This window comes from Pelotomaculum sp. FP (assembly GCF_004369245.1).
In the GTDB taxonomy this organism is placed as follows: domain Bacteria; phylum Bacillota; class Desulfotomaculia; order Desulfotomaculales; family Pelotomaculaceae; genus Pelotomaculum_C; species Pelotomaculum_C schinkii.
On record NZ_QFGB01000016.1, the window covers coordinates 37,097 to 51,432 of the forward strand.

General features: G+C 49.0%; 15 protein-coding genes. 8 read left to right on the plus strand and 7 right to left on the minus strand.

What is annotated here, in order from left to right; genetic code table 11:
• Positions 1–230 precede the first annotated feature (230 nt).
• The 4 genes from Psfp_RS08580 to Psfp_RS08595 all read left to right on the plus strand — a co-directional run bounded on the left by Psfp_RS08580 (position 231) and on the right by Psfp_RS08595 (position 3,783).
• Positions 231–998 (plus strand): ABC transporter ATP-binding protein, encoded by a 768-nt coding sequence (locus tag Psfp_RS08580; RefSeq protein ID WP_134218127.1) that lies wholly within the window; start codon positions 231–233, stop codon positions 996–998.
• Positions 999–1,001: 3 nt separating this feature from the next.
• Complete coding sequence (locus tag Psfp_RS08585; protein WP_134218128.1) at positions 1,002–1,706, plus strand: ABC transporter ATP-binding protein; 705 nt, start codon at positions 1,002–1,004, stop codon at positions 1,704–1,706.
• A gap of 23 nt (positions 1,707–1,729) precedes the next feature.
• Positions 1,730–2,041 (plus strand): hypothetical protein, encoded by a 312-nt coding sequence (locus Psfp_RS08590; RefSeq protein ID WP_134218129.1) that lies wholly within the window; start codon positions 1,730–1,732, stop codon positions 2,039–2,041.
• Positions 2,042–2,457: 416 nt separating this feature from the next.
• Entirely contained in the window at positions 2,458–3,783 is a 1,326-nt protein-coding gene (locus Psfp_RS08595) for an OFA family MFS transporter (RefSeq protein ID WP_134218130.1), read from the plus strand.
• Positions 3,784–3,994: 211 nt separating this feature from the next.
• Here Psfp_RS08595 and Psfp_RS08600 read toward each other — a convergent pair whose 3' ends face one another.
• Both Psfp_RS08600 and Psfp_RS08605 read right to left on the minus strand, forming a co-directional pair.
• On the minus strand, positions 3,995–4,801 hold the full coding sequence (locus Psfp_RS08600; protein WP_134218131.1) for a CoA-transferase: 807 nt from the start codon (positions 4,799–4,801) through the stop codon (positions 3,995–3,997).
• Positions 4,802–4,814: 13 nt separating this feature from the next.
• Positions 4,815–5,828: a CoA-transferase gene (locus tag Psfp_RS08605; protein ID WP_243120549.1), complete on the minus strand. Its 1,014-nt coding sequence runs from the start codon at positions 5,826–5,828 to the stop codon at positions 4,815–4,817.
• Between the two features lie 1,085 nt (positions 5,829–6,913).
• Here Psfp_RS08605 and Psfp_RS08610 point away from each other — a divergent pair.
• On the plus strand, positions 6,914–7,975 hold the full coding sequence (locus Psfp_RS08610) for a CoA transferase (RefSeq protein ID WP_134218132.1): 1,062 nt from the start codon (positions 6,914–6,916) through the stop codon (positions 7,973–7,975).
• 41 nt (positions 7,976–8,016) lie between these two features.
• On the plus strand, positions 8,017–8,802 hold the full coding sequence (locus Psfp_RS08615) for a CoA-transferase (protein ID WP_134218133.1): 786 nt from the start codon (positions 8,017–8,019) through the stop codon (positions 8,800–8,802).
• A gap of 230 nt (positions 8,803–9,032) precedes the next feature.
• Here the strand turns inward: Psfp_RS08615 and Psfp_RS08620 are convergent, their stop codons facing one another.
• A complete protein-coding gene (locus Psfp_RS08620) occupies positions 9,033–9,704 on the minus strand; it encodes a response regulator transcription factor (RefSeq protein WP_134218134.1) in 672 nt (223 codons plus the stop codon).
• A complete protein-coding gene (locus Psfp_RS08625; protein ID WP_134218135.1) occupies positions 9,704–11,038 on the minus strand; it encodes a GAF domain-containing sensor histidine kinase in 1,335 nt (444 codons plus the stop codon). The genes Psfp_RS08620 and Psfp_RS08625 overlap by 1 nt, the downstream gene beginning before the upstream one ends.
• A 184-nt stretch (positions 11,039–11,222) precedes the next feature.
• Between Psfp_RS08625 and Psfp_RS08630 the strand changes: the two genes are divergently transcribed.
• Positions 11,223–11,735, plus strand: coding sequence for a gamma carbonic anhydrase family protein (locus Psfp_RS08630; RefSeq protein WP_134218136.1), 513 nt, complete (start codon positions 11,223–11,225; stop codon positions 11,733–11,735).
• 8 nt (positions 11,736–11,743) lie between these two features.
• Here the strand turns inward: Psfp_RS08630 and Psfp_RS08635 are convergent, their stop codons facing one another.
• Both Psfp_RS08635 and Psfp_RS08640 read right to left on the minus strand, forming a co-directional pair.
• A complete protein-coding gene (locus Psfp_RS08635; RefSeq protein WP_134218137.1) occupies positions 11,744–12,745 on the minus strand; it encodes an inorganic phosphate transporter in 1,002 nt (333 codons plus the stop codon).
• Positions 12,746–12,755: 10 nt separating this feature from the next.
• Positions 12,756–13,370: a DUF47 family protein gene (locus tag Psfp_RS08640; RefSeq protein WP_134218138.1), complete on the minus strand. Its 615-nt coding sequence runs from the start codon at positions 13,368–13,370 to the stop codon at positions 12,756–12,758.
• 192 nt (positions 13,371–13,562) lie between these two features.
• Between Psfp_RS08640 and Psfp_RS08645 the strand changes: the two genes are divergently transcribed.
• Positions 13,563–13,880 carry a hypothetical protein gene (locus Psfp_RS08645; protein ID WP_192895336.1) on the plus strand — a complete coding sequence of 106 codons (318 nt, stop codon included), beginning with the start codon at positions 13,563–13,565 and terminating at the stop codon, positions 13,878–13,880.
• Here Psfp_RS08645 and Psfp_RS08650 read toward each other — a convergent pair.
• The gene (locus Psfp_RS08650; RefSeq protein WP_134218139.1) at positions 13,857–14,303 is read right to left on the minus strand and encodes an MgtC/SapB family protein; all 447 of its coding nucleotides are present in this window, start codon (positions 14,301–14,303) and stop codon (positions 13,857–13,859) included. The genes Psfp_RS08645 and Psfp_RS08650 overlap by 24 nt on opposite strands.
• Positions 14,304–14,336 lie beyond the last annotated feature (33 nt).

Below are 14,336 nucleotides of genomic sequence, written 5' to 3' on the forward strand. Positions count from 1 at the left end.
CATTGCATTTTCTATAGGCATGTTGGACCAGGTCGTAGGCCGTAGGGCGTAAGGCGTAAAATAATAGCGCAGGATGTTAGTGCTTAAGATATATGACGGCCTTCAAGAAGACCTAAAAGAAAACTACGCCCTACGCCTTACGACTTACGACCTAAACGATGTCGGTTGGATTAAATTAGATGTTTTTAAATAAAGCCTGTATAAAAGGAATTATTTACTGAGGTGCATTTATGTCTTTATTACTGGAGCTGGAAGATGTAACCATCCGTTTCGGTGGTTTGATCGCTGTTGACCACGTCAGCCTTCAGTTGGAGGAAGGTCAGGTGGTGGCTTTAATCGGACCCAACGGGGCCGGTAAGAGCACTGTTTTCAACGTGATTACCGGTATTTATCCCCCTACCAGCGGCAAGGTGCTGTTTAAGGGCGCTGATATCACAACCATGAAACCATACGCCATTACAGCCCGCGGCATTGCGCGGACCTTCCAAAATATTCGTCTTTTTAAAAACCTCTCTGTTATTGATAACATTAGAATAGGTTGTCACTGCCGCAGCAAGGCGGGAATAATCGGGGCGCTAACCAGGCTGTCCGGTGTCAAGGAAGAGGAAAGAATTATTATCGAAAAAACCCTGGCCGTTATGGATGTGGTCGACCTGACTGCCAAAAGGGAAGAGCTGGCCAAGAACCTTTCCTACGGTGAGCAGAGGCGGCTCGAAATAGCCAGGGCTTTGGCGGCTGAACCATTGCTTTTGCTGCTGGACGAACCGGCTGCCGGGATGAACCCGCTGGAGAAGCAGACTTTAATGCAGATGCTGCAGCGTATCAGGACGATGGGCGTTACTATCCTGCTGGTAGAGCACGATATGAAATTCGTCATGAGTATTTCCGACCGTGTGGACGTATTGGATTACGGGCAGAAAATTGCTTCGGGCACACCGGCGGAAATTCAGAACGACCCTGCGGTAATTGCCGCCTACCTTGGGAAGGAAGTGGTTTAGAGGATGCTCCTGGCTGTTGAAAACCTTACCGTTTCTTATGGGGGTATCCAGGCCTTAAGAGGTATTTCCTTTACCGTGGAGGAGGGTGAAGTGGTGACCCTGATCGGCGCCAACGGGGCCGGAAAAAGCACTACTTTAAAAACCATCTGCGGCTTGGTCCGGCCCCAGTCAGGTAATGTCTCTTACCAGGATGAGTCACTGCATAAAGCGTCACCCCACCAAATCGTTTCCATGGGAATATCTCAGGTGCCGGAGGGGCGGCGTGTCTTTACCAGGCTGACCGTGCTGGAAAACCTTGAGATGGGCGCCTATACACGGAACAAACAGGAAACCAGGCAATCGCTGGAAAGTGTTTTTGAGAGATTCCCGCGCCTTAAGGAGAGGAAAAATCAGCTTGCTGGAACCTTGAGCGGGGGAGAACAGCAGATGTTGGCTATGGGTCGGGCCTTGATGTCCAGGCCCCGCTTGCTCCTTCTTGATGAACCTTCCATGGGGCTGGCGCCGATGCTGGTGAGAGAGATATTTTCGATTATTACTGAAATCAACCGGTCGGGCATGACCATACTGTTGGTGGAACAGAATGCCAACATGGCGCTATCTATTGCCAAGCGGGCTTATGTACTTGAAACAGGTCAAATTGTACTTTCAGGCTTGGCCGCCGAGATGGCCCGTAATCCGGAAGTGCGCAAAGCTTATCTCGGTGAGTAACGAAAGTGCAGGAGGGTAGAAAAGTGAAAAGGCCCGATTTTGATTCTTTCAGGACTATTTTTCTGGAATGCCTGGGGCAGTCCACTAACCTGGAGCCTTTAAACAGCACTGCGGCCAGGTGGGATGAACTTGGCGACCTGGAGATGCGACGTCAAATTCTGGAGTCGGTTAATGCCAAACTGCAGGATAGCTGCGGTTTGAGCTTTGAGGTCAACCACCGGCTGCTTAAGGTAGAAGGTCCGGTGGAAAGCGTGATCATCCAGGCTTATCACGAGTTGAACACTATTTATCTGGTTGAAAAAATCAACGACAAGATTAGGGGGCGGCTCAATTAATAGGACGAAATGTAAATTAACTAAAAGTAAATAATTTTTTGAATTTTTAGTTTTGCATAGAAGGAATTTTTAAAAGTCGGTTGAATATAATAAATTGAGGTTGGTAGGACGGTCACTTTGCCAGGCCGCTTGTCAAAAATACCATCCTCTTATAATGGTTAATGGGGGTATAGAACCGGCTCCGGCCTGCCACATGGGGTTTTTACGATCATGTGGCAATGACGGAACGTAGTGTCGGTTTGTAATTTGCGCCCATTCAACCATTATTTTTATTTTTAGGCGAAGAGGGGGTGGTAAAAAAAAGAAAGTAATCAACAAGCGCCCATGAGAAAAATATGGAATTATCTCACATCTTGTTTATTGTTGGGTAACAGTGTTCATACTGACTTGGCGAAAAATTGAGAGGGAGTGAGATTATGTCAGTTGAAAAGGCAACGCTACCAAGGTGGATTCCTCTACTGGGTGGATTGCTGGGTAGTACAACCTGTGGTTTGCTGCTGTATGCCTTTAGTGTTTTTATCAAGCCTCTGAGGGCGCAGTTTGGTTGGACAGCTGCTGAAGTATCCCTGGCTTACGCCATTGCCGTGCTTATATTCGGTCTCATGACATTCCCTGCGGGAAAATTAAGCGACAAATTCGGCCCCAGGCCGGTAGTTGTTATCGGGGGAGCTATCGTTGGTATCGGCTTCTTCCTGACTTCAACTATCGAGACCAAATTTCAACTATACCTCTACTACGGCCTTATCGCCGGTTTTGGCGGCGGCCTGGTCTACCTTCCGCCAATTTCCACCGCTCCCAAATGGTGGCCCGACCGGAGGGCGCTGGCTACCGGTATCGCAGTGGTAGGCCTCGGTTTGGGCTCGTTTATCATGGGTCCGCTGGCTACCGGCATGATCAACTATTTTGGTGGGGCGTTGCCCGTATTTAAGTATGTCGGTATTGCAATGTTCTTTATGGCTATTATTGCCGGGCTATGCCTGCAGAACCCTCCGCCCGGCTACAAGCCGGCCGGCTGGAACCCGCCGGCGCCTAAGGCGGGGGCGCCGAAGGTGGGCAGGGACTATACCTTCGGCGAGACGATCCGGACAGTCCAGTTCTGGATGCTTTATCTCGCTTACTTCTGCGGCTCATTTGCCGGGCTGATGGTCATCGGGGTTATGGCGGCCCACGGGATTAATGAAATGAATAAAGAGGCGGCTGCCCTCGCGGGTGTTGCAGTAAGCGCCCTTCCCAAGGAATTGACGGCTAAAATCGCCATGCAGGCTGCTCTTGCCACCAGCAGCTTGAATGCCGCCAACGCCCTGGTGCGGATATTGATCGGCGCCATCGCCGACAAGACCGGAACGAGGATTTGTTTCCTGGTAACCTTTGTCCTCCAGGTAGCCGCCATGCTGCTCCTGTTCCCGGTTGGGAAAACCCTTTTCCTCCTCTGCATTGTTGCCATTATCATTGGCTGGAACTATGGAGCCATGTTTACCCTGTTCCCTGCCACTTGTTTGCAGTACTTCGGTCCGACGGCTCAGGGGTCAAACTACGGCCTGCTGTTTACCTCCTGGGGCATTGCCGGCTTCGTAGCGAACTTACTGGCCGGTAGAATGTTTGATATCTTTGGAACCTACATGATGTCGTTTACGGTAGGCGCGGTTTTGGTTGCGGTTGGTGTTATAGTTCTAGCCATAACCAAACAGCCGCAGAGGCTATCGGCAGATGCAAAAGTCGGCTCCGCCCACCTGTCAAGCTAATAACAATTAACGTGTTTATAGACCATGTAGAGCGTCCTGTATTGCACGGGGCGTTCTACTATTTGTCGCTTAAAAATCCGCCAGGAAGCGGCAACGTAAGACCACAGGCCGACGGGCCGGCAAATTTGTTTTGACATAAAAATAAAATGGCGCCTTCTCTCAAGACGCCTTAAAGTAGGGGGCTATTTATAAATATACAGGTATAAGTATATTATTCTTTGATTTTCTTTCTCACGAAATAACCCTGCGGGTCAATAACTTCCCGGATTAAACGGACTTCCTCAACCGTTGGAGGCTCAAATTCGTAAACATCATCGGGAATAATCAGTTTAAAACCGGTGGCTTCCTGTACGCTATTAACCGTTTCGCCGGGCATGGTGGCGATTAGTTTCATCCGTTTGGTTTCATCGTCAAAACCCATAAGGGCTTTGGTGGTGATCACCCTGTAGGGGCCCTGTCCGACCAGGCCGGCGCGCCAACGGGCGTTGGGAGAACCGTCCAGGTAGCCGGGGCTGGTGATGTAATTGATCTTCTCTGCGAAACGTCTCGGCTCGTGTACCATGATAATGATGGTGCGCTCGCAGGAGCATGCCATATCGCTGGCGCCCCCGCTGCCGGGCAGACGGGTTTTGGGCTTCTGGTAGTTTTCCGGAAACTTGCCCATCATGGTGGAGTTCAGGTTGCCATACGGGTCGATCTCAGCGCCGCCGATAAAGCCGAAGTCGCAAAAGCCACGTTGGGTCAGCTCAAAGGCTGAGTTGAGGCCGAGCAGATAGTTGGCCTTGTATGTGGTCCTGGATCCACCCACAGAAAGGGGCAGGCCGCGGGAAAGCTCGGGACCGACGGCTCCTGCCTCAAATACCGGAACGATGCCGGGGCCGTGCGTCAACTGGGCCAGGGTAATGGCCACCATAGGCAGGCCGGTGCCTGCGAACACTACTTTATTATCAATCAGGGTTCGCGACCCAGCGACTACGATCATCTCTTGAGGAGTAAAGTCTTCAGAATAATTTGCCATTTATTGCCACCCCCTAACCTAATACCGTGTAGCCTGCATCAAGGCGGATGCCGGGCTCGATTTTTTGAATATACTGAATCTGGCTGAGCGGAAGCTTGTTGATAAATTCGGTTGTATTCTCTACTCCAAATATATAGGTGTCGTAGTAGTTCTGGAGCGGAGCAGGATCCCCTTTACGTAACTTCTCGCAGGCTCCCCTGAATTCGGCGGTGTGTTTTTCGTCGAAGTAATAGAGTCCGTTGGAGTTGCCCGGGTAAGCTCCGTACGGCACTTCAATGACGGCGTCGACACTGAAGAACGGTATGCTGACCCGGTTCGGGTACCGTGTCATGTCGTCGTGCTCGATCAGGCGGTCACAGGTAACAATAGTGTGCGCGGAAGCCATGGCAATTTCCGGACAGGTAAATAACGGACCCTGGATCCGGCAATTGCCGTAGATGTCAGCCTCCTGAACGTGCACCAGGGCAACGTTCGGGTGTGAGGCAGGCAGGAGCATAATCGGCCGCCCGGTGAAGGGGCATTCAATGACCTTGGCCCTGTTGGTTTGAAGCATATCGCTGCCAAGGGGACTGCGGCAAGGAATAAACGGCAAGCCAATGGAGGCTGCTTTAAAGCGGGCGGACATGTTGTAGTTGCTCCAGTCTTCGAGCTCCACCTTATTGTTTTCAGTCAGGTAGCGTAAAAGCGGGGAAATACCGAAAGCTTCGTGTGCAAAGTAGGCAAATTCCATTCTTTTGATACTGTTTTTGCTTTCGTCCAAAGCCATAGCTCCGGCAAAATATTCAGGCGCAAGTCCGGCGGATTGGAAAGAAAGGGTTAAATCTTTTCTTCCCTGCCTGATAATCTCATGTACGATTGCAACTGGTTGCCGGGCGTTGACAAAACCAGCAATGCCGACATTGTCTCCATCCTTGACAAATTTTTGCACGGCCTCTTTGAGGCTCATCCTTTTGTCTCTTTTGGATTTATCTTTGTTTGCCAGGAACTGTCTGGCCTCATCCGGTGATAGGCCTGTCCATTCAATCATTGGCTCTCTCCCCCTGGTTTCTGTAATCCGGGCATCCAAAATTTGCACAGATTTACTCCCGCCGACGAACCGGGACGCTGTTTACATGAATTCTGGGAGCTGTGGCACGGCAGTCTGGTACTTAACAACAGGTTATAATACAACAGATACTTTACGTTCCTTTCTGCATAGAAAAATATTTCTACTCCGAAATTCCTGCATCATCGACCCGTGACTAGATGGTTTCCCATCCCCGTCGAAAGGGATCTCTACAGGCTTAAATTCCCGAAGAACTTCCGGTGCTCATATTTCAGGCAACGCTTCTTGCATATCCTTCAGGTTGATAGTAGCATGAACGTCACGGTCATGGACTTTGTGCCATGAAAGAAATATATTTCTATATTTTCATTAACAATTTGGACCCCCCCACTAAATACTATATGTTGTTTATGGTTACCTGCCGCCAGCACCTTTTTAACCTGGTGTGCAATTTATGCCAGATGTAAACAGCCAGAAACCTTTCCTTTCTTCAAAAGTTTTTTAGATTTAAACCTTCTCCACCTTCCTTACAAGCAAATTCTATCGTTCTTATAAACAATAGACCATTGTCTGAAGGAACAGTATGGATCTATCTTTGGGACTAGTACTTTAGATACAATCCATGGGTGAGAAGTTAATAAATGGCTATGAATAACCGGCTTCTTGTTTTGCCGTAAAGGTTATCACCCCAGATCAAGGAATATCTTGTTTACCCTGCAAGTATAAATAGATTGTCTTATAGAACGAGAGGAACTAACCGGTTGACCATGAGGACTAGGACGCCGGATACATTGTCAGAATATTAAAACATTGATAAGATCGTTTTGCAGCAAGTATTATCTTCGGCTCAGGATTATTTATAGCCCTAAAAACCTGAGCATGAGCATGCTTTTGAGAAACAGGAGCGCATATAGAGATTAACCGATATGATTATCCGTAATTTCCTTCATTATTAGATGGGCAGATACCGTAAGGCGGCTAATAGCTGAGAGGGGGTGGCCTGGAAGTCTGCTGGAATGGGGAAGTGGGCTGGATATTAGAAAAGTTTTTTAAAGGGAGGCAAAAAAATGACAAACAATGTAAGCTCTAAAATTAAAAATATTTCCACCCTGGAGTACAAGGAAAAAGAGTTTGAATACTGGGGGCCGACCCCCGACGAAGCCAGAAAAATAATGGTCAATAAGTCGCACGGTCTGCGCGATAAAAGACACACTTTAAAGGATGCGGTAGCAAAATTTATCAAGGACGGGATTAACATCGGAATTGGCGGTTTTGTTAACACCAGGGTTCCCGTAGCTATCATACATGAAATCATAAGACATGGGGCAAAAGATTTGACCCTTTCCTTCCAATCCAACTCAATTTGTCCAGAGCTTCTGGCAGGCGCGATGATCCTTGATCCAGACCGGGTTTCGATCAAGCGGGTGGAGCTGGCCTGGTGGGGGTATGAAATTATCGGCATTGCCCCCATGGTGCGCTATCTGACCACCAATGGAATGATCGAGATGGATGATTACACCAACTACGGTATGTCCGCCAGGTTTAAAGCCGCGGCCATGGGGATACCTTTTATCCCGGTCAGGGACCACGGCGGTTCAGATATGGAGTTGATTAACAGGGGCAGGATGATCGAATGTCCCTTTAGCGGCAAGAACGTTTACCTGCTGCCGGCCTGCCATCCCGATGTCGGCATCGTCCATACCACGGCAGCTGATATGTACGGCAATGCCAGGATTTTTGGGGCGCATTGCACCTGCCCCGAGATCGCGATGGCGGCTACCTACACGATCATGACGACGGAAAAGGTGATCCCGACTGAAAACATCAGGTCCTATCCCAACCTGACCGAAATTCCATATCCCGCTGTAGACACAGTGACCGAAGTGCCTTTTGGAGCTACACCTGGAGCGAGTTACGGCAACTACTGGTTTGACATGGATCACCTGAAAATGTTCCGCAGCCTCTGCGAGGACTTTCGCAAGACCGGCAACAAGGAAGGGCTCCAGAAATACTACGATGAGTATATCTTCAGCTGCCAGACCTTTGACGAGACCCTTGAGAAAATCGGGTACAAAGCTCTTAAGAATTTAAAAGACTTGGACGGCGGCCAGCCCATCATCCTAACCTAATCTTGGCTAACCGGCAAATTAGATAATAAGGAGGTAAAAAAATGTCCGAATACACTCCATTTGAGATGATAGCCTATACCGGCTCCAGGGTTCTTGAAGACGAAAAAATCGTCTTTGTGGGTACCGGCCTGCCGATCATTGCAGCCATGCACGCTCAGCTTACCCATGCGCCCAACCTTTATATGATTTACGAAGCGGGATCGATGGCGCCTATTCTTGAAATGGGCATGCCGCTTTCCGTCGGAGACACCAGAGCGGCTCGCAAGGCCTGCTACCTCAAGGGGCTGTGCGCGGTATTTGAAATCACGCAACGGGGCTACGCCGACTACGCCTTTATCGGAGGAGCGCAGGTCGATATGTATGGCAACATCTGCTCTACCATTGAAGGGCACAACTATGACCAACCGAACATCCGCTTTCCGGGCAGCGGCGGCGCCGGCGCCATGGCGGCCAACTGCGAGAAAACCATTGCTATTATGGCGCTGGAAAAAAGGAGGTTCGTGAAGAAGCTGGACTTTGTCACCAGCATCGGCTTTGGCGACGGCGCCGGCGATTACCGGGAGAAAGCCGGTGTGATGGGCTCCGGTCCCTACCGGGTCATTACCAACCAGGCCCTTTTTGGTTTTGACCAGGAAACAAAACGTATGAAACTGCTTGAAGTAAAACCGGGTAGGACACCTCAGGATATCCAGGACCTGGTGGACTTTGATTTAATTATTCCGCCGGATGTCAAGGAGATGGCTGAACCCACCGATGAGGACTTAAGACTGCTCCGGGATGTGATCGACGCCGAGGGTTATTTCCTTAAACGAGTTATAAAAAAATAGTTGCGGCGATGTAAATATTGGAGGAGGTGATGTTTCTAACGAAATAAACCTGCAGTACCGCGGAATAACAATATAGAATTATTCCGTTAGCTGTTTAAAAAGGTAATCTACCCCCTACTCACCCGCGCCTTGGGCAAAAGGCGCGATTTTTTTGGCTGAATACAACGAGCATGACTGACTACAGGCCGCCGTAGTAGGATTCGTTCCGGCAAGATGACCTTTTTGCCCGGTCAATTGGTAGTATCTAAAAACTTTTCCTGGATGGCCAGGACCGCCGCCTGGGTGCGGTCGTTCACGTTTAACTTCGTTAAAATACTGCTGACATGAGCCTTGACGGTGCGTAAAGTGATCTTTAAGCTGGAGGCGATTTCCTTATTGCTCAAGCCGTTGACGATCAGCTGCAGGACCTCTTTTTCCCGGCAGGTCAAGAGGGAAGGTTCCTTCTGAGCCTGCTGAGGCGGGGTTCCCTGCACCAGGTTAACCAGCAGTTCGTTGGCGATAGTGGTATCAACAAAATATCGTCCTTCAGCAACGCTTTCGACAATTTCGATCAGCTGCTCGGGAGAACTGTCTTTTAAAACGTAGGCGGAGCTCCCTTCACGTATGGCCTGGACCACCTTGTCGTGCTGGTTGTGCACCGTTAGTATAACTACCTGGACGGATGGGTGTTTGGCCTTAATTATTTTGGCCGCCTGGATGCCGTCCATCTTCGGCATATTCACATCCATAAGCACCATGGTGGGCTTTAGCCTGGCCACAGCTTCAACCGCTTCTTCCCCGTTGGCCGCTTCTCCTGCGATGGTCACATCATGCAGTTCGAAGAGCATACGCAGGCTGCGGCGCACCAGGGGGTCGTCATCGACCAGCAGCAGCCTGATCTCGTTGACCAGGAACTCATTCATTAGACCACTCCGTTCCGTCCTGGATGTTGAACAAACAGGGTTATATTGAATTTAGTGCCCCAACCCGGTTCACTCTCAACTTCAATGACGCCCCTGTGAGCTTCTATGTTTTTTTTGGCAATGGCCAGCCCGAGGCCGGTACCGCTCTGCTTGGTGGTAAAAAAAGGGTCGAAAATCTTTTGTTGGATTTCGGGTGAAATCCCGTCACCCCAGTCCTCAATGGTGACCACGACCCGGTCAAAAGAGGGGTTGGTTGATACACGTACGGTACCCCCGCTTTCAGTGGCGGCAATGGCGTTGGACAAAAGGTTGCTGAAGGCTTCTTTTAATTTTTCATGGTCGGCCAGGACCAGGGGTGTGGGTTTGTGCAGCGAGGTTTCAATAATCATTTGGCTGCTCAAGTGTTTCTTATGCTCGGTTACAAGGTTTCTTAAGAGCTCGTTTATGTCAATTTCTTTTATTAACAGGGTGGTATTACCGGAAAAATGCAGCAGGTCCTCCGTGGTGCGGCTGACACGCTCCACAGCTTCTTTGACAATGTTCAGATCTTCGTTGAAATCCATCCGCCAGGCCGCTTTTTTTTCAACTGAATAGAGAGAAAGGCGAATGGAGGTAAGAGGATTTTTGATCTCATGGGCGATAATCGCGGCTGCCCTGCCGAGGGCTGCCAGCCTTTCCGCTTGTTTAACTTTTTGTTCGAGGACGGTGATCAGGTGCTCCTTTTCCTTTAGACCTTTTTCGTAAGTTAGGGCGTTTTTCACGGCTATTCCGACTTGGTGAGCAACCAGTTCCAGCATACGCTGGTCCTTGAGACTGAAATCCCGCCTGCTTTCAGGACGTGTGAGCTGGATGGTCCCGATAAAGTTACCGTCTAAAATAATAGGCGCGCCAATGCCGTAGAGTACTCCAATCCCTTCCCGGCGAAGAGCGGACTGGAAGTAAAGGGTCTTTTTTATTTCCTCGACCGTGAGGATATCGGTGGCCCGGCAGCTTTTTTGGGTTTCAAACAGTTTTTTAAAAAGGAAGTTCTGCTCGGTGTTTTCAGTAAAAAGTTTTGCCAGTCGCTCACTTAAGCCTATGTTTGATTGCAGCGTGATTCTTCCGGTCTTTTCCTGGTAGAAAAAAATACCGCTTTTGGTGTGTGGGATCAGCTTGGGCAGGTAAGCGTGTACACAGTGGAGGATTTCATCAAGGTCTAAATTTGAGGTTACTGTTTCACTTATGTTAAGTAATATATCGAGCTCGTCTACACCAAGTTCGCTCTTAAAACCCTCCCTGCCGCTAACCCGGGCGGTTTCATGAGATGTTTTGATTTTCCGGTTGTCGCTTTTCATCTCAAATCCTTCCCCTCAGATCATAAAAAAAGCTGTTCAGTCAATAATATAATTTATATATTCCTTTTATTATAGCAGTTTTCAAAAGATTTCGCACTTTTGAAAGAGGAGCAATAACTTGCTCAGCCCGGAGTTTAAGGGGATAATAGTAAAAAGACTAATAGTATTGCCGGGAGGTTTTTATATGCCTTATGAATATGACGGGATTAAGCCCAAGATTGATGAGACAGTGTTTATAGCTCCGGGGGCGATTGTGGTTGGAAGAGTTGAAATTGGGCCGAACTCCAGCATTTGGTACAACTCTGTGGTCAGGGCGGACGTCGATACCATAACAATCGGCTCCCGCACGAATATCCAGGATGGTTCCATACTGCACGAGCATACCGGTTTTCCGCTGGTCATAGGAGACCGGGTAACAGTAGGGCACCGGGCTCTTCTACATGGCTGTACAATTGAAGACGATGCCTACATTGGTATGGGTGTGATTGTGCTGAATGGCGCTCACGTGGGGGCAGGGGCCGTAGTAGGAGCCGGGTCCCTGGTGCTGCAGGGCCAGCGCATACCTGCCGGCATGCTTGCGATGGGACTTCCGGCAAAAGTGGTGAGGGAGTTGAAGGAAGGGGAGTATGAACGGTTTCGGGGCGCCGTCGGCAGGTATCAAAATCTGGCTGAAATACACAACAGACTGCTGGAATAAACACTGTTTTACAAAAAGACGACTGCCACCGCCCGGTATACTAAGCCGGCCAGCAGGGCCGTGACCGGCAGGGTGATCACCCAGGTGATCACCATTCTTTCCGCTGTATCCCAACGGACCGAATTAAAGTGTTTGGCCGAACCTACTCCCATAATTGAAGAAGAAATAACGTGGGTGGTGCTGACAGGCATTTTGATCAGGGTGGCCAGGATGATAATCATGGCCGAGCTTAAATCTGCCGCAAACCCGTTGGCTGGTTCCAGCTTGATAATCCTGGAGCCTACGGTCTTGATTATTTTCCAGCCGCCTACGGAAGTACCAAGGGCCATGGCCACGGCGCACACCAATTTAACCCAGAAGGGGACGTCAAGGGTGGTTTGGAAGCCACCCGCCACCAGTGCAAAAGTGATGATACCCATCGTTTTTTGGGCGTCATTGGTGCCGTGGCTGAATGATTGAAAGGCGGCCGTTAACACTTGCAGGAGGCGAAAGCGCCGGTTTAATTTGGCATGGTGCCCGTTTTTAAAAATGAATCTGATCAGGCTCATAATGATGTAGCCAACGGTGAAAGCGATCAGCGGGGAGAAAAGCAGCGCGCTCAAAACAGTAATAAAGCCGCCGAAATTCACCGCGTTATGCCCGGCTGAGGCAATTACGGCGCCGGTTAAAGAACCGATCAGGGCATGGGAGGAGCTGCTGGGAATGCCGTAATACCAGGTGATGAGGTTCCAGGCAATGGCGGCAACCAGGGCGGCAACGACGATGTATATACCATGTTCGAGTTGTAGCGGGTCGGCAATCTGGCCTCCGATGGTTTTGGCAACCCCGGTGAAGGAAAGGGCGCCTAAAAGGTTCATGCATGCGGCCAGAACGATGGCAGCCCTCGGAGTGAGCGCTTTGGTCGATACAGAAGTGGCGATGGAATTGGCCGTATCGTGAAAACCGTTGATAAAGTCGAAAGATAAAGCCAGCGCTACGACTATAACCAGGATCAGGTTTATTTCAGACATTTAAGACTCCTTAGTTCCGCATCATGATTCTTTCTAAAATATCAGCAACATCCTCGCATTCATCCGTGATCTCTTCCATCATATTATAAATTTCTTTTTTCTTGATAATATCGATGGGGTCGGTGCAAGTAGAGAACAGTGTTTTTAACCCATCTCGCAGCAGGTCGTCGGCGACCTTTTCCAGGTCGTTAATTTTATGGGTATGCTTGCTCATATCCTGTAATTTTTTCTCACCCAGATGCCTGATCGCCTCGACAATTTCTTCAATGCACATCTCAATATTTTTGGAGAAAAGCTTCATGTACTCGTCGGTTTCAACGATGTTGAAAAGCTCAAACCTCCAGGTGCAAGCTTCAATAAGGTCGAGCACGTCATCCAGCTTGATGGTTAGTCCAAGTATATCCTCTCTCTCAAGGGGCGTTATAAAGCTTTTGTTCAAGGCAAACATGATTTCATGGGTGTACTGGTCGCCGATATTCTCAAGGTTTTTGATCTGGACGGCAAATTTTTCAGTGTCGCCCAGGTTGGAAATCTCCTCCCGGAATATTTTGGAAGCCATTTGAAGGTTTTTAGCTATCAGTACAAAATATTCATAAAAAGTATCCTTTTTCCTGGTTTGAAACATCTACAGCACCTCTTTTGGGGATGTTTGTCTCATACTGGTATCTTATCATAAGCGCCGGGAACGTAATGTTAAATCTGTGTTAATATTTTACCGCCAGGTAATAAATAAAATTTTTTAATAAAACAATAATTTTGTCAAAAACTGATAATGATATTTGCATGGCAAGAAAAATATTAAAAGGAGCTGCCTTATTTGAAACAGGATATTTGTATTGCCGGGCTTTTAATAAACGAAAAATCTCAGCAGGCGCCGCAAGTCCAACAGGTTTTATCCAAGTATGGCAAACTGATTTTACACCGGAGCGGTATACCTTATTCCGACTGTGACCGCGGGCTTATTAATGTGACCATGAAAGCCTCCGAAGAAGAACTGCAAAATTTTAAGGCCGAGCTAAACAGAATAGGTGGAGTGAAAGTTGAATCGCTGTGCCTCATCGATGACGCCGATGAACTAATACCTGCGAAACCAGGTAGTACTCCAACCGCTTTAGTTGGATTCTTCACCACCTAGGAACTTCAGATTCAACCGCAGGCCGATAAATCCGAGTACGGCTGCAACTAGAGCTGTCAAAAACATCCCCATCCCAAGGGCGGTGCCCAAGCCTGCGGTCAGCCAGACACTGGCTGCCGTGGTTAGACCCTGGACCTTGTTTTCTTCTTTAAAAATGAGACCGCCGCCGATAAAACCAACCCCCACCACAATTTGGGCGGCAATTCTGGCGGGATCCATGTTAGTCCGGTAGTAAGGCGCTCCGCTGAATTCAAAAAACCCATAAACCCCAATGATGGTAAAGAGGGCGGCCCCCAGCCCTACCAGGGCGTGTGTTCGCAATCCGGCAGGCTTGTGCCGGATTTTTCTTTCTGCGCCGATTACGGCGCCCACCAGGAAGGCCAGGACCAGTCTCAACGCAATTTGTTTTTCATCGACAGGCATACCCATCTCTCCCGTTTTGACGATTTTTATACT

Excerpts from the sequence above, each read along its gene's own strand:
- Psfp_RS08615 (WP_134218133.1), top strand. The coding sequence starts at position 8,017 with ATGTCCGAATACACTCCATTTGAGATGATAGCCTATACCGGCTCCAGG.
- Psfp_RS08600 (WP_134218131.1), bottom strand. The coding sequence starts at position 4,801 with ATGGCAAATTATTCTGAAGACTTTACTCCTCAAGAGATGATCGTAGTC.
- Psfp_RS08625 (WP_134218135.1), bottom strand. The coding sequence starts at position 11,038 with ATGAAAAGCGACAACCGGAAAATCAAAACATCTCATGAAACCGCCCGG.
- Psfp_RS08585 (WP_134218128.1), top strand. The coding sequence starts at position 1,002 with ATGCTCCTGGCTGTTGAAAACCTTACCGTTTCTTATGGGGGTATCCAG.
- Psfp_RS08610 (WP_134218132.1), top strand. The coding sequence starts at position 6,914 with ATGACAAACAATGTAAGCTCTAAAATTAAAAATATTTCCACCCTGGAG.
- Psfp_RS08580 (WP_134218127.1), top strand. The coding sequence starts at position 231 with ATGTCTTTATTACTGGAGCTGGAAGATGTAACCATCCGTTTCGGTGGT.
- Psfp_RS08595 (WP_134218130.1), top strand. The coding sequence starts at position 2,458 with ATGTCAGTTGAAAAGGCAACGCTACCAAGGTGGATTCCTCTACTGGGT.
- Psfp_RS08635 (WP_134218137.1), bottom strand. The coding sequence starts at position 12,745 with ATGTCTGAAATAAACCTGATCCTGGTTATAGTCGTAGCGCTGGCTTTA.
- Psfp_RS08605 (WP_243120549.1), bottom strand. The coding sequence starts at position 5,828 with ATGATTGAATGGACAGGCCTATCACCGGATGAGGCCAGACAGTTCCTG.
- Psfp_RS08630 (WP_134218136.1), top strand. The coding sequence starts at position 11,223 with ATGCCTTATGAATATGACGGGATTAAGCCCAAGATTGATGAGACAGTG.
- Psfp_RS08620 (WP_134218134.1), bottom strand. The coding sequence starts at position 9,704 with ATGAATGAGTTCCTGGTCAACGAGATCAGGCTGCTGCTGGTCGATGAC.
- Psfp_RS08650 (WP_134218139.1), bottom strand. The coding sequence starts at position 14,303 with ATGCCTGTCGATGAAAAACAAATTGCGTTGAGACTGGTCCTGGCCTTC.
- Psfp_RS08640 (WP_134218138.1), bottom strand. The coding sequence starts at position 13,370 with ATGTTTCAAACCAGGAAAAAGGATACTTTTTATGAATATTTTGTACTG.